The following is a 13,356-nucleotide window of genomic DNA, read 5'->3' on the forward strand; positions in this document are numbered from 1 at the left end:
TTTTGTTACAGCAGCGTGCCGTGCAGGATCATCGCGGCGATGCTGAAGTAGATCACCAGGCCGGTCACATCCACCAGGGTGGCCACGAACGGGGCCGAGGCGCTGGCCGGGTCGAAGCCGAGCCGCTTCAGGATGAAGGGCAGCATCGAGCCGGACAGCGAACCGAAGGTGACGATGCCGACGAGCGCGGCGCCGATGGTGATCGCCAGCAGGATCCAGTGCTCGCCGTAGTCGTGCAGGCCGCCCAGCTGCCAGATCACGATGCGCACGATGGCCAGGCAGCCGAGGATGGCGCCCAGCACCATGCCGGTCGGCACTTCGCGCAGGGCCACCTTCCACCAGTCGCGCAGGCGCAGTTCGCGCAGTGCCAGGCTGCGGATCAGCAGCGAGGTGGCCTGCGAGCCGGAATTGCCACCCGAACTCATGATCAATGGGATGAACAGGGTCAGCACCACCGCGCGCGCCAGTTCGTCCTCGTAGTGCTGCATCGCGCTGGCCGTCAGCATCTCGCCCAGGAACAGCACGCTCAGCCAGCCGGCGCGCTTGCGCAGCATCTCGAAGAAGCCGATCTGCATGTACGGCTTGTCCAGCGCTTCCATGCCGCCGAACTTGTGCGCGTCCTCGGTGGATTCCTCGATCAGCGCATCGAGCACGTCGTCCACGGTGACGATGCCGAGCATCTGCTGCTGCGCGTCGACCACCGGAATCGCCAGCAGGTCGTGGCGGCGGATCAGCCGTGCCACCTCTTCCTGGTCCATCAGCGCATCCACGGTTACCGGCGGATTGACCTGGGCCACGTCCAGGATCGATTCCTCGGGCAGGCCGGTGATCAGCCGGCGCATGGTCACCACCTGCTGCAGCTGCTGGCTGGCCGGCTCCAGCACGTAGATCGCGTACACCGTCTCGCGGGTGCGCTCGACCTGGCGGATGTGCTGCAGGGTCTGCGCCACGGTCCAGCTGGCGGGCACCGCCACGTACTCGGTGGTCATCAGTGCGCCGGCGGTGTTCGGCGGGTAGCTGAGCAGCTTCTGGATGACCTGGCGGGCGTCGGTGCCCAGCAGCGGGATCAACCGCGCGCGCTCTTCCTCATCCAGCTCGTGGACGATGTCGGTGGCGCGGTCGTCGGCCATCAGGCCCAGCAGCGCCGCAGCCCGCGCGGGTGGCAGTGCGGCCACCAGCTCACCGCTGCGGTGCAGCTCCGGCGCTTCGAGCATCTTCACTGCACGCGGCAACGGCAGCGCAGCCAGCGTTTCCGCGGCGCGGGTCAGGTCCAGCGTGTTGAGGAATTCCACCGCGTCGGCGGTGTTGTAGTTCGCCAGCGGTGCGGCCAGTGCGGCGGCATCGGCCACCGGGCGCAGCAATTGCTTCTGGTTCATCGGTTTTGCCTTGTGGGGATGCGACCTCGCGCAACGCCAACGCAGGCAAACCGTCCCGGTGTCAGGCGGTGGCCATCGCTGGCGTCGAACGAGGTCGACTTCTACTGTCGCTGGACATGGGTTGGGGACTCCGGGATGCGTATGCCAACGGACGCGCCGCCAGCGGCGGGCAGTCTGGACCCGTGCGCCATGCAGGTCAACCTGGCCGCCCCGCGCTGGGCGCCCATCCGGTCGGTTGTTCTCGTGCATACACAGGCCGGCGCGCATAATGTCGTGGTGGCGCTCGCCACGCCCTCCCCCATCCGAACGGACGCACAGCGGGCTCCCCCGATGACCAGGTATTCCCATGCATAGCGGTGGTCTGGAACTGGCCCTGGTGCTGCTGCTGGCGGCGGTCATCGCCGTGCCGGTGTTCAAGAAGTTCGGCTTCGGCGCGGTACTGGGCTACCTGGCGGCCGGCGTGGTGCTGGGCCCGGACGGGCTGGGCTTCGTGCAGGACGCCGACCGCATCCTCGGTGCCGCCGAGATCGGTGTGGTGATGCTGCTGTTCGTGATCGGCCTGGAGCTGTCACCGGCACGCCTGAAGGTGATGCGGCGCTCGGTGTTCGGCGCCGGCGCGGCGCAGGTGGCGTTGTCCGGGCTGGTGCTGGGCGGCCTGCTGCTGCTCGATCACTTCCAGTGGAAGAGCGCGCTGGTGGTCGGCGTGGCGCTGGCGCTGTCATCCACCGCGGTCGGCCTGCAGCTGCTGTCCGAGCACAAGGCGATCAACAGCGACCATGGCCGGCTCGGGTTCGCCATCCTGCTGTTCCAGGACCTGATCGCGATCCCGCTGCTGGCGGCCATCCCCCTGCTGGGCGGAGTGAAGAACGAGACCCTGCGCTGGGAAGATGCGGCCGTGGCGCTGGGTGCGCTGGCGGTGGTGATCCTGTGCGGACGACCGGTGCTGCGCAAGGTGTTCAGCATCATTGCGCGCACCCGCAGCCCGGAAGTATTCACTGCCACCGCCCTGCTGGTGGTGCTGGGCACCGCCTGGTTCATGCAGGAAGCCGGCCTCAGCCCCAGCCTCGGCGCGTTCCTGGCCGGCGTGCTGCTGTCCGATTCGGAGTTCCGGCATGAGCTGGAAGCGCAGATCGAACCGTTCAAGGGGCTGCTGCTGGGCCTGTTTTTCATCGCAGTGGGCATGGGCATCGACCTGGACCGCATCGCCGCCGAGCCGTGGCTGATCGCCGCGGGTGTCGGCATCCTGCTGGTGGTCAAGTTCAGCCTGCTCTACGCGGTTGGACGTGTCGCCCGGCTCAGCTCGCGGCAATCGCTGCTGCTGGGCAGCGTGCTGTGGCTGGGCGGCGAGTTTGCCTTCGTGGTATTCAACGAGGCACAGCGCGCGCACCTGCTGGGCAACGCCAACCACGACCGGCTGGTGGCGATCGTCGGCCTGTCGATGGCGATCACGCCGCTGCTGATGATCGCGCTGCTCAAGCTGCTCGGCCAGGAAAAAGCCGCACCACGCGCGGCGGCCGAGGCCGACAAGGTGGCGCCGGACAACCGGCCCAAGGTGCTGATCGCCGGCATGGGACGCTTCGGCCAGGTGATCGCGCGCCTGCTGACCGCGCAGAAGGTGCCGTTCGTGGCGCTGGAAGCGAACCCGGACACCGTTGCCGACCTGCGCCGCTTCGGCAACCAGCTGTACTACGGCGATCCGACCCGGCCGGAGATGCTGCGTGCGGCGGGGGGCGAGCACATCGATGTGTTCGTGATCACCGTGGATGACCCGGAGACCAACCTGCGCGCGGTACGCATGGTGCGCCGGCTGTACCCGGACGCGACGGTGCTGGCGCGTGCGCGCAACCGCCAGCATGCGTGGCGCCTGATGGACATGTCGGCCGAGCCGTTCCGCGAAGTGTTCGGCACCAGCCTTGAGATGAGCGGGCGAGTGCTGACCGCGCTGGGCGTGGCACCGGACGTGGCCGAACGCCATGTGCAGCGCTTCCGCGAGCACGATGAGCAGCTGCTGCGCGACCAGTATCTGGTGTACGACGACGAGGCAGCGGTGATCCAGACCTCGCGCGACGCACGCAACGACCTGATGCATCTGTTCGAGGCCGACGCGGAAAGCGACGGCGACAAGGAGCGCTGACGGCGCCCACCCGATCGATGGTGGACCCGGTAGTGCCGGCCGCTGGCCGGCAGCCTCGGGATCCCGGAGGTCTCAGCAGGTTGCCGGCCAGCGGCCGGCACTACCCACTGCAGATTCCGGCAGCGCGGTGTTGGGGTCAGAGCCCTTTCCGTTGGAAAGGGATCCGACCCCGGCCTGTCAACCGTTGTCGCGCAGGAACCGCGCCATCGACGAAACGCCCGGCACGCGCGGTTCGAACTCTCCAGCGACGTCGATGAAGCCGCGCATCACCGCGATCTCGCGCGGGCTGCGGTTGAGGCTGTCGCGCACTTCCGGATCGGCACCGGCGCGCAACAGGCGCTGCACCAGCAGCGGCAGTCCATGCAGGGCGGCCAGATGCAGCGGGCCGAAGCCGCGCGGATCGCGCACGTCCAGGCTGACGTCCTCATCCAGCAGGCGCTCCACCGCCGCCATCACCACCTGCTCGTCGCAGGCGGTACCCGGCTCGGCGCGTGCGCCCAGCAGCAGCAGCAGCGGCGTGACCGAACCGGCGGCGGCCTGGTCCGGCTCGGCGCCCGCCAACAGCAGGGTGTCGAGCAGGGCCAGCAGGCGCGAGCGGTCGCGGGCACTGAAACCGTACAGCGCGGCACAGTGCAGCGGGCCCAGCTGCTGCGCGTCACCGGCATGCACGTCGGCACCGGCAGTGAGCAGGCGCGCGACGATGTCCGGCAGGCCCAGCGCCGAGGCCAGCATCAGCACGGTCACCCCGCCCGGCAGGCGATGTTCCAGCTTGGCGCCGGCATCGAGCAGGGCCGAAACGATGTCGACCTGGCGCATGCTGACCGCCGCCGACAGCGGCGTCGCACCGCTTGCAGCGGCGTGCTGCGGATCGGCACCGCGCGCCAGCAGCAGGTCGGTCACGGCCAGGTGGCCACCACCGGCCGCACGCAGCAGCGCGGTGCAGCCCTGTGCGTCGACCGCGTCGACGGCAAATCCCAGATCGATCAGGCGGCGCACGGCGTCCACATCACCGGCCATCGCAGCGGCCGGCAGATCGGCCTCGCGCAGGGTACGGCGTGGCAGCGGCCACACCCGCCAGTCCAGCCAGTCGGCCAGGTCACGGCGACCGATCGACAGCGCCACGCCCAGTGGCGTCTGACCGTCGGCGGCACGTGCTTCCGGCGAGGCACCGTGCTGCACCAGCAGCTTCAGCGCGCCTTCGCGGGCCAGTGCGGTGGCCAGGTGCAGTGCGGTCATGCCATGGCTGTCGCGCGCTTCGCGATCGACACCGGCCTTGAGCAGGGCCTGCTGCAGGCGCAGCCAGCCCAGGCGTACCGCCAGCGACAGCGGTGGGTCACCGGCCGGCGAAGCGGCGAACGGATCGGCGCCACGCTCCAGCAGTTCCAGCGCCAGTTGTTCCAGGCCGCGGGCGGCCTGGTCGTGCTGTGCGCAGGCGGCCAGGAAGCGTGCCAGCCCACCGCGCCCAGCCGGCGACAGGCCGCGCTGCAGCATGACCTGCAGCGCCGGCACCGCGTCGATGCCGCGCGACAGCAGCGCGAACATCGGCGTATCGGCGCAGGCGTCGCGCACATAGGGATCGGCACCGTGGGCCAGCAGCCAATCGACCGCGCGCGGCTCCAGGGCCAGCTCCGGATCGAGCAGCAGGCCGCCCAGTTCTTCCGGCTGGCACAGCCTGGCCAGCGCGGCCATGCCATCGGTGTTGCCGAAGCCCAGCGCTTCGCGCAGCAGGGTCAGCGGCGGACGGTCCGGCAACAGGCCGCTGGCGCTGGCCGCTTCACCGCGCTCGGCCAGGCCATCACTGACGGCTGCCGGCAGCGGATAGGACGGGTCCAGCAGGGCCACGATCGCCCAGCGGCCCGCTTCGGCCGCATAGTCCACCGCGCGGCGGCCAACCGGGTCGGTGGCGTCGGCGGCGATGCCCAGTTCCACCAGGCGCTTGATCAGCAGCGGCGAGACATCCTCGGCCATCACTGCCAGCTGCACCGCATTGCGGCCTTCGCCGTCCACCGCGACCAGGTCCGGCTTGTGCGGCAGCAGGTGCTCGACCACGGCGGCACGGCCGGCACGGGCGGCTTCCAGCCACGGCGTGCGGCCCAGTGCATCGCGCGCTTCCAGGTTGGCGCCGGCGCCCAGCAGCACGCCGATGATCTCCACGTGGCCGGCCAGCGCTGCCTCGTGCAGCGCGCTGCGGCGCTGGCGATCACGCGCGTCGGCGCGTGCCTTGTGCTTGAGCAGCAGCTGCACGCCGGCCGGATCGTCGTCCTCGGTGGCGGCGGCGGCCAGCAGCACCGGGGTGCCATCGGCCGGTTCGCTGCGTGCACCGCGCTCGAGCAGGAAGCGGGCCAGGCGCCAGTTGCCGACCTGGCAGGCCACCGCCAGCGGCGACCAGCCCTCGCGGTTCAGCGCATCGACTTCGGCAGCGGCATCGCGCAGCAGCGCGGCCACGCCCGGGTCGGAACTGCGTGCGGCATGGTGCAGCGGGGTGTTGCCATCGCTGTCGGTGGCACGTGAATCGGCGCCGTTGGCGAGCAGGGTCATCACCGCTTCGGGGCGGCCATGCCAGCTGTCGCGGGTGGCGGCCAGCAGCGGGGTCATGCCCCGGTGCGGCGCGTTCACATCTACGCCGCGGGCAATCAGCTCGCGCAGCAGGCGCAGGTCCGGCAGCACCGCCGCCAGCACCGCCAGGCTGCGCTGGTCACGCCAGTTCGGGTCCGGCAGCGCATACGGATCAGCACCGGCCTGCAGCAGCTGCAGGCCGCGGTCGACGCGGCCCTGGCGCGCGGCCTCATACAGGGCCGGTGTCAGTTCCTGCGGCGCCATCGCCTCCAGCGGCGCGGTTTCGGCCGCAGCGGGGAACATCGGTTCCTGTTCGCTGCTGGCAGCGGCGAACGGGCTGGGGCGCAGCGACACCAGCGGCGCGGGCGCAACCCGCTGCAGCAGCAGGTGCAGCGCCGGCGACAGCAGCACGACCGCCAGTGCGGCGGGCCAGCGTGCGCCGTCCGGCAACAGGCCCGGCCAGGCCGGCAGCACCACCAGTGCGGCCAAGGCGATCACCAGCGCGGCCACGCCAAGACCACGCCAGGCGGTCAGGTCGCGGCCGGCCAGCGCCTGCCAGTGCTGGGCCAGGCTGCCATCCAGGCGTTCGACATCGTTCCACAGCGGCCAGGTGCGCCAAGCCGCCAGCAGGCCGGCACTGACCAGCACGCTCAGGCCCAGCACCGCCGCCAGGCTGCCGCTGTCACGCAGGGCCGCCAGCGGCCAGGCCAGCAGCAGCGCCAGCAGCAATGGCGCGGCAGCCCACAGCGCCAGCAGTGCGGGCAGGTCCTGGCGTGCGACCACCTTCAGCGGCAGCAGCGCACGGCTGCGACGCCACCACGACACGCCCAGCGCGAACGCCGGCTGCGCCAGTGCGGCAAGGATGGCACCCGGCACACCGCCCACCGCGGCGCCCAACGCCAGCATGGCACCCACGGCGAAGGCGATCGACAGGGCACGCGGACGGGAGGTGTCAGTCATAGTGTCGCGGCATCAGGCTGGCCACCGACGGCGGTACCTGCAGGTAGAACCCGCGTTCGCTCATTTCGCTGCGGACCTTTTCAGGATCGGCCTGGGCCAGGCGGCGCTGGACATCCAGGGCCACCTCCAGGACGAAGGTGAGCGTCCCCAGCGAGGTGAGCAGCGGCGCGGGCAGCGCGCTGAAATCATCGCGTCGGGGAACGTAGACGTAGGTGTCCGGCTTGAGTTGGCTTTTATAGACGTAGGCGTGCATGTCCGCGGGACGATAACCCGGGAAGAGCCATGATTGTGTCGGAAAGCCGACACCGGGGAAAGCCGTCAGCCGACGATGGCGGCGCGATCGGCGGCGTTTCCCTTGCGAGGTTCAGCAATGTGGCGGCGACGTTCAGCCAACGCCGCCGCCACGCGGGCGCTTACTTGACCTTGGCGTAGGTGCCCTTCAGCGCGACACCGGCGAGGATGGTGCCGGCGTAGCACTCGTAATTGGTGCTGCTCTTGAACTCGTTCTTCTTGTAGTAGCTGACGATGTCGACCACGGCGTTGGCGCCGCGCGACCTGGCGCCGTCCTGCAGCGCGCGCAGCGCCGACAGCGCGACCCAGCGGCAGGCCTCGGCATCGCTCTTGTTGGCGGCGTTGGTCTTCTTGTTGGTCACGTCTTCACCCAGGCGCTGCTGCACGCTGACCGGCTGGCCGGCCAGGTAGAAGCGCACGCTGCCGTCGATGCCGGCGTCCTTGGCAGCCTGCGAGCTGACCAGCTCCTGCAGGGACTGCTCGACGCGGGTATCGCGGGCAGAGGCGGTGGAGGTCAGGGCCAGCAGCGCGGTGGCAGTGGCGATCATGAGAGTGCGGCGCATCGAAACTTCTCCTTGTCAGGGGTGCGGGTGGATGGCGGAAACAGTGCGGTGGGGCGGTGGATCACTCGCTCCAGCGGCGGAACACCAGTGAGGTGTTGATGCCGCCGAAGGCGAAGTTGTTGCTCATCACGTACTCGGCCTGCAGTTCGCGGCCCTGCCCGGTGATGAAGTCGAGCTGGCCACAGCGCGGGTCGACCTCGGCCAGGTTCAGGGTCGGCGCGAACCAGCCGGCGCGCATCATCTGGATGCTCAGCCAGGCCTCGAACGCGCCACAGGCACCCAGCATGTGGCCGACATAGCTCTTCAGCGAGCTGATCGGCACGCGGTTGCCGAACACCTGCGCGGTCGCCTGGGTTTCGGCGATGTCACCGTGGTCGGTGGCGGTGCCGTGGGCGTTGACATAGTCGATCTGCGCCGCGTCCAGGCCGGCATCCTCCAGCGCCAGGCGCATGGCCTGGGCCATGGTGTCGGCGCTGGGCTGGGTGACGTGCTGGCCATCGCTGTTGGTGCCGTAGCCGACCACCTCGGCAAGGATGGTGGCGCCGCGCGCCTGCGCGTGCTCCAGGTCTTCCAGGATCAGCGTGCAGGCGCCCTCGCCCAACACCAGGCCATCACGGCCGGCATCGAACGGGCGCGGGGTGGTCTGCGGCGCATCGTTGCGCACGCTGGTGGCGAACAGGGTGTCGAACACCGCCGCTGCGGTGGCATCGAGCTGCTCGGCACCGCCGGCCACCATCACCGTCTGCTTGCCACTGCGGATCGCTTCATAGGCCGCACCCACGCCCTGGCTGCCGGAGGTGCAGGCACTGGACGTGGTGTACACGCGCCCGGACAGTCCGAAGAACACGCCGATGTTGACCGGCGCGGTGTGGCTCATCATCTTCAGGTAGGTGGTGGCACTGATGCCATCGGTGGTGAACTCGTTGAGCATGCGCCCGAATTCACCGGTGGCCTCGTGGCTGCCCGAGGACGAGCCGTAGGCCACGCCGGTACGGCCGCTGCGCAGCACCGGATGCTCGTGCAGGCCGGCTTCACGCAGTGCCACCTCAGTGGCGCGCACCGACATGATCGCGACCTTGCCCATCGAGCGGGTGGTCTTGCGGTTGTAGTTCGGCGGCAGCTCGAAATCCTGCGCCGGCGCGGCCAGCTTGGTGTTCAGCCCGGCATAGACATCCCACTCGGGCATCGCACGCACCGCATTGCGGCAGCTGCGCAGGTGTGCCTCGATGGTCGGCCAGTCGTGGCCGAGCGGACTGATGGCGGCGGCACCGGTGACCACCACGCGACGATCGGCGGCCATCAGATCATGCCTCCGTTCACCGAGATCACCTGGCGGGTGATGTAGCCGGCCGGCTCGGACAGCAGGAACGCCACCGTGGCCGCCACTTCGTCGGGACGACCGACGCGGCCGGCGGGAATCAGCTTGAGCGCGTGTTCAACCACTTCATCGTTGAGCATTTCGGTCTCGATCAGGCCCGGGGCCACGCAGTTGACGGTGATCTGGCGGCTGGCCAGTTCCAGCGCCAGGGCCTTGGTGGCACCGATGATGCCGGCCTTGGCGGCACTGTAATTGACCTGCCCGCGGTTGCCGGCCAGTCCGGACACCGACGACAGGGTGATGATGCGGCCAGGCTTGCGCCGGCGCACCATCGGCATGATCAGCGGATGCAGTACGTTGTAGAAACCGTCCAGGTTGGTGTGGATGACCTGGTCCCAATCCTCCGCTGACAGTGCCGGGAAGGCACCGTCACGGGCGATGCCGGCGTTGCAGACCACGCCGTAGTACGCGCCGTGCGCTTCGACATCGGCCTCCAGCACAGCGCGTGCGGCCTCGCGATCAGCCACGTCGAACATCAGTACGCGGGCCTGCTGGCCCAACGCGTGGATCTCGGCCATCACGGCCTGTGCCTCATCCAGGCGGCTGCGGCAATGCACCACCACGTCGAAGCCGTCACGCGCGATGCGCAGCGCGATGGCCCGGCCGATGCCCCGGCTGGCGCCGGTCACCAGCACGCTTCGATTCCCTGTCATGCCTGTCCACTCTCCAGATAGGCCATCGCATCGGCCGGTTCGAACACCGACACGTTGGCTGTCGCCCATTCGTCCTCGCCTGCCAGGATGCGGCAGGCGAACATCCCCAATCCATTGTCACCCAACAGCTCGCAGCGCGCCTGTACGCGCAGCCGCGATCCGCTGGGAAAGCTGCTGCGCGGGCTGCTGTAGCGGCGGCTGCCAAGCAGGAAGCCCAACTGCGGCGGCTTGCCCGTCGCACGCGCACGGCAACCGGCCCAGGCCGCGATGGCCTGCGCCATGTATTCGATGCCGACCCACGCCGGCACCTGGCCCTCCTCGACGAACAGGCCCGCGTCGGGCACCACCAGTTCGGCCTCGATGGTGTCCTGGTCCCAGTGCGTGATGCGCTCCAGCAGGCACATGTCCTGGCGGTGCGGCACCACCTCTTCGATCGCGTACAGCGTGTTCATCGACGCTCCAGCGCCAGCACGGCATTGCTGCCGCCGAAGGCGAACGAATTGCTCAGCACCCGCCGCGGTGCCTGTGCCAGGCGGGTGGCCGGTGCGACCAGCGGCAGTGCCGGCAGCGCGGGGTCTGCCACGCCGTCCCACCAGTGCGGTGGCAGCTGCTGCTGCGGGTTCCCGGCCAGCACGATCCAGCACAGTGCAGCTTCGATCGCGCCTGAAGCACCCAGCGTATGGCCGGTCAGCGGCTTGGTCGAACTGGCCGGCACCTGGTTGCCCAGCACCTGCGACACCGCCAGGCTTTCCATCGCATCGTTGTGGCCGGTGGCGGTGCCATGCAGGTTCACGTAGTCCACTTCATCGGCCGCCCAGCCGGCGCGCTGCAGCGCCTGCTGCAGGGCATCGATGGCACCCAGGCCCTGCGGATCGGGGGCGGACATATGGTGCGCGTCGGCCGATTCGCCCCAGCCGGCCAGGCATACCGGGCCGGGTTCGCGGGTGAGCAGGAACAGCGCGGCACCCTCGCCGATGTTGATGCCGGCACGGTGCTGCGAGAATGGATTGCAGCGCAGGGCCGACACCGATTCCAGCGCGCTGAAGCCGGCCACGGTGAAGCGGCACAGCGAGTCCGCGCCACCTGCGATCACGGCGTCGACGATACCGGCCCGCAGCATGCGTGCAGCCGACATCAGTGCCTTGGCACTGGACGAGCAGGCGGTGGACAGGGTCCACGCCGGCCCCTGAGCGCCGCTGCGCTGGCGCACGAACTGCGCGGCAGTACCCATTTCCTGCTGGGCGTAATCGAACCCGGGCGGCCATTGGCCCTGTTCGGCATGGGTGCGAAGGGCCTGCTCGGATTCACCGATGCCCGAGGTACTGGTGCCCAGCACGACCGCCACGCGTTCGGCGCCGTGGCGGGCGATCGCGGCGGCCACCGCCGGTGCGATCTGCGCCAGTGCCACGTCCAGCAGGGCGTTGTTGCGCCCGCGCAGGGCGGCCGGCAGTTCTTCCAGCGTCGGCAGCGGTGTACGCACCTGCCCCAGCGCCAGGGTGTGCCCCGGCAGCAGGGTATCGTTGTCGCTGAGCCCGCCCGGCACGCCGGCGAACATCGCCGAAGCCACCGCGTCGCGGCCATCGCCGAGCGCGCAGACCACGCCCAGATCGTTCAGATAGATCGGTGCACTCATCGATCCGGCCCGGCCATGTCGATCGATTCGATGCGCAGCGCATAGCCTTCGGCGCGGTTGTCCAGCTGCACGCTGCCATCGTCCAGGCGCTGCAGCTGCAGCCACACCGTGCCGTCGCGCGACAGGCTGCGCTGATGGCCATCGTCACGGACCTGCCAGCCGGCTGGCAGCGCGGCCGCGATGGCTGCGGTCGGCCACAGCGCGAACTGCAGGTCATCCAGCACGCGCTCGGCGCGCACCTGCGGCGGCAGCCACGGCGCGCGCTGCTGGGTCAGCTGCCGGCCGTCCCACTGCAGGCGCACGCCGGTCTGGCCCATCGCCTGCACCGCCAGCTGCACCTGCTGCGCATCGGCTTCCAGCAGTGCATCCAGGTCGCGCTCATGCGTGCCGAACCGGAAATGCAACTGCTGCTGCAACGCCAGCGGCGCCGGCAGGCTGGCCGGCGACAGGCGCAGCGGCGGCAGTTCCACCAACGGCTTCGGCATGCGGCCGGCGCAGGCCACCAGCAGCAGGCTCAGCAGCAGTGCTGTCGCAGGGGCGATCAGGCGCCGCACAGCTGCTCCAGCACGCGCATGCGGCGGCCACTGTCATCGGCCACGTACGGGTTGTTGGTGTCCCAGGCGTAACCGGCCAGGATGGAGCTGATCATGTCGCGCACTTCGGGCTGCTGCTGCGGGTGGTAGATGATCTTCTGGAAACCGCCTTCGTACCAGCTTTCGACAAAGCGGCGGAAGGTCTTCACGCCCGCCCGCAGCGGGACCGAGAACTCCGCTTCCCAGTCCACGGCTTCGCCGGCATAGCGGCGCGCCAGACATGCACTGGCCAGCTGCGCGGACTTGAAGGCGATGGTCACGCCGGACGAGAACACCGGGTCGAGGAACTCGCCGGCATTGCCCAGCAGGGCATAGCCCGGCCCCCACAACGAACTGACATTGGCCGAGTAGCCGGTGATGCGGCGCACCGGCAGCACCGCCCATTCGGCATTGGCCAGCAGCCGGGTCAGGTTCGGGTCCTCGCCGACGATGGCCTGCAGTTTCTGCAGGTCGTCGCCCTCGTAGCGCTCGAAGAACGACGGTTCGGCGACCACGCCCAGCGAGCAGCAGCCGTTGGAGAACGGGATTGTCCAGTACCAGACGTCGACGTGCTCGGGATGGGTGGTGATCAGGATCTTGTTGCGGTCGAAGTCCGCTTCGGCCGGAATGTTGTCGCGCACGTGGCAGAAGATCGCCCCGCGCACCGGGAAGTTGGACGGCGATTCCAGCTGCAGCAGGCGCGGCAGCAGGCGTGCGAAGCCCGAGGCGTCGAGGATGAAATCGGCCTCGATGCGGTACTCGCTGCCGTCCGGGCGGCGCACCGTCACCGCCGGCTGCTCGCCGGCTTCGACCGACAGCACTTCATCACCGAAACGCAGCGTGGCCCCCATGCGCTCGGCACCGCGCGCCAGCACGTTGTCGAAGTCGGCGCGCTGCACCTGGTAGGTGGTGCCCCAGCCCGGCGAGAACTTCTTCCTGAAGTCGAATGCGGTACGCGCTTCGCCGTGCACGAAGGCCGCGCCGTTCTTGTGCTGGAAGCCGGCTTCGACCACGTCCTGCAGCAGGCCGGCGGCCTCGATGTACTCCATGCTCTGCGGCAGCAGGCTTTCGCCGATGGAGAAGCGCGGGAACTGCTGGCGCTCCAGCATCAGCACCTGGCGGCCCTGCTGGCGCAGCATCGCCGCAGCCACGGAGCCGGCCGGGCCGGCACCGATGATCAGGATTTCAGTACGTTCGACAGCATCCACAGCAGTATTCATCGGTGCGTCCCTGTTGCTCG

At 69.5% G+C, this 13,356-nt stretch carries 11 protein-coding genes; 1 reads left to right on the plus strand and 10 read right to left on the minus strand.

Annotated elements, in window-relative coordinates; all coding sequences use genetic code 11:
- Positions 1 to 5 precede the first annotated feature (5 nt).
- Entirely contained in the window at positions 6 to 1,376 is a 1,371-nt protein-coding gene (gene mgtE, locus AC5JLE_RS06595) for a magnesium transporter (protein ID WP_014648829.1), read from the minus strand.
- A gap of 346 nt (positions 1,377 to 1,722) precedes the next feature.
- Between mgtE and AC5JLE_RS06600 the strand changes: the two genes are divergently transcribed.
- Positions 1,723 to 3,510: a monovalent cation:proton antiporter-2 (CPA2) family protein gene (locus tag AC5JLE_RS06600; protein WP_032960599.1), complete on the plus strand. Its 1,788-nt coding sequence runs from the start codon at positions 1,723 to 1,725 to the stop codon at positions 3,508 to 3,510.
- A 177-nt stretch (positions 3,511 to 3,687) separates the two neighbouring features.
- Here AC5JLE_RS06600 and AC5JLE_RS06605 read toward each other — a convergent pair whose 3' ends face one another.
- The 9 genes from AC5JLE_RS06605 to AC5JLE_RS06645 all read right to left on the minus strand — a co-directional run bounded on the left by AC5JLE_RS06605 (position 3,688) and on the right by AC5JLE_RS06645 (position 13,336).
- On the minus strand, positions 3,688 to 7,026 hold the full coding sequence (locus AC5JLE_RS06605; RefSeq protein WP_032960601.1) for an ankyrin repeat domain-containing protein: 3,339 nt from the start codon (positions 7,024 to 7,026) through the stop codon (positions 3,688 to 3,690).
- Positions 7,019 to 7,279 (minus strand): YcgL domain-containing protein, encoded by a 261-nt coding sequence (locus tag AC5JLE_RS06610; protein WP_049404015.1) that lies wholly within the window; start codon positions 7,277 to 7,279, stop codon positions 7,019 to 7,021. The genes AC5JLE_RS06605 and AC5JLE_RS06610 overlap by 8 nt, the downstream gene beginning before the upstream one ends.
- Before the next feature lie 160 nt (positions 7,280 to 7,439).
- Positions 7,440 to 7,880, minus strand: coding sequence for a hypothetical protein (locus tag AC5JLE_RS06615; protein ID WP_032960605.1), 441 nt, complete (start codon positions 7,878 to 7,880; stop codon positions 7,440 to 7,442).
- Between the two features lie 61 nt (positions 7,881 to 7,941).
- Complete coding sequence (locus tag AC5JLE_RS06620; protein ID WP_014648835.1) at positions 7,942 to 9,180, minus strand: beta-ketoacyl-ACP synthase; 1,239 nt, start codon at positions 9,178 to 9,180, stop codon at positions 7,942 to 7,944.
- Positions 9,180 to 9,911, minus strand: a complete 732-nt coding sequence (locus AC5JLE_RS06625) for a 3-ketoacyl-ACP reductase FabG2 (RefSeq protein ID WP_032960607.1) — start codon at positions 9,909 to 9,911, stop codon at positions 9,180 to 9,182. Before AC5JLE_RS06625 ends, AC5JLE_RS06620 begins: the two co-directional genes overlap by 1 nt.
- Positions 9,908 to 10,363: a hotdog family protein gene (locus AC5JLE_RS06630; protein ID WP_069117654.1), complete on the minus strand. Its 456-nt coding sequence runs from the start codon at positions 10,361 to 10,363 to the stop codon at positions 9,908 to 9,910. Before AC5JLE_RS06630 ends, AC5JLE_RS06625 begins: the two co-directional genes overlap by 4 nt.
- Positions 10,360 to 11,544, minus strand: a complete 1,185-nt coding sequence (locus AC5JLE_RS06635) for a beta-ketoacyl-[acyl-carrier-protein] synthase family protein (RefSeq protein ID WP_014648838.1) — start codon at positions 11,542 to 11,544, stop codon at positions 10,360 to 10,362. The genes AC5JLE_RS06630 and AC5JLE_RS06635 overlap by 4 nt, the downstream gene beginning before the upstream one ends.
- The gene (locus AC5JLE_RS06640) at positions 11,541 to 12,098 is read right to left on the minus strand and encodes a DUF3261 domain-containing protein (protein WP_014648839.1); all 558 of its coding nucleotides are present in this window, start codon (positions 12,096 to 12,098) and stop codon (positions 11,541 to 11,543) included. Before AC5JLE_RS06640 ends, AC5JLE_RS06635 begins: the two co-directional genes overlap by 4 nt.
- A complete protein-coding gene (locus tag AC5JLE_RS06645) occupies positions 12,086 to 13,336 on the minus strand; it encodes an NAD(P)/FAD-dependent oxidoreductase (protein WP_014648840.1) in 1,251 nt (416 codons plus the stop codon). The genes AC5JLE_RS06640 and AC5JLE_RS06645 overlap by 13 nt, the downstream gene beginning before the upstream one ends.
- Positions 13,337 to 13,356 lie beyond the last annotated feature (20 nt).

The organism is Stenotrophomonas sp. (assembly GCF_059505245.1).

Bases quoted from the DNA above. Each gene is read 5' to 3' on its own strand.
- AC5JLE_RS06625 (WP_032960607.1), bottom strand. From the start codon at position 9,911: ATGACAGGGAATCGAAGCGTGCTGGTGACCGGCGCCAGCCGGGGCATC.
- AC5JLE_RS06610 (WP_049404015.1), bottom strand. From the start codon at position 7,279: ATGCACGCCTACGTCTATAAAAGCCAACTCAAGCCGGACACCTACGTC.
- AC5JLE_RS06620 (WP_014648835.1), bottom strand. From the start codon at position 9,180: ATGGCCGCCGATCGTCGCGTGGTGGTCACCGGTGCCGCCGCCATCAGT.
- AC5JLE_RS06635 (WP_014648838.1), bottom strand. From the start codon at position 11,544: ATGAGTGCACCGATCTATCTGAACGATCTGGGCGTGGTCTGCGCGCTC.
- AC5JLE_RS06605 (WP_032960601.1), bottom strand. From the start codon at position 7,026: ATGACTGACACCTCCCGTCCGCGTGCCCTGTCGATCGCCTTCGCCGTG.
- AC5JLE_RS06600 (WP_032960599.1), top strand. From the start codon at position 1,723: ATGCATAGCGGTGGTCTGGAACTGGCCCTGGTGCTGCTGCTGGCGGCG.
- mgtE (WP_014648829.1), bottom strand. From the start codon at position 1,376: ATGAACCAGAAGCAATTGCTGCGCCCGGTGGCCGATGCCGCCGCACTG.
- AC5JLE_RS06645 (WP_014648840.1), bottom strand. From the start codon at position 13,336: ATGAATACTGCTGTGGATGCTGTCGAACGTACTGAAATCCTGATCATC.
- AC5JLE_RS06615 (WP_032960605.1), bottom strand. From the start codon at position 7,880: ATGCGCCGCACTCTCATGATCGCCACTGCCACCGCGCTGCTGGCCCTG.
- AC5JLE_RS06630 (WP_069117654.1), bottom strand. From the start codon at position 10,363: ATGAACACGCTGTACGCGATCGAAGAGGTGGTGCCGCACCGCCAGGAC.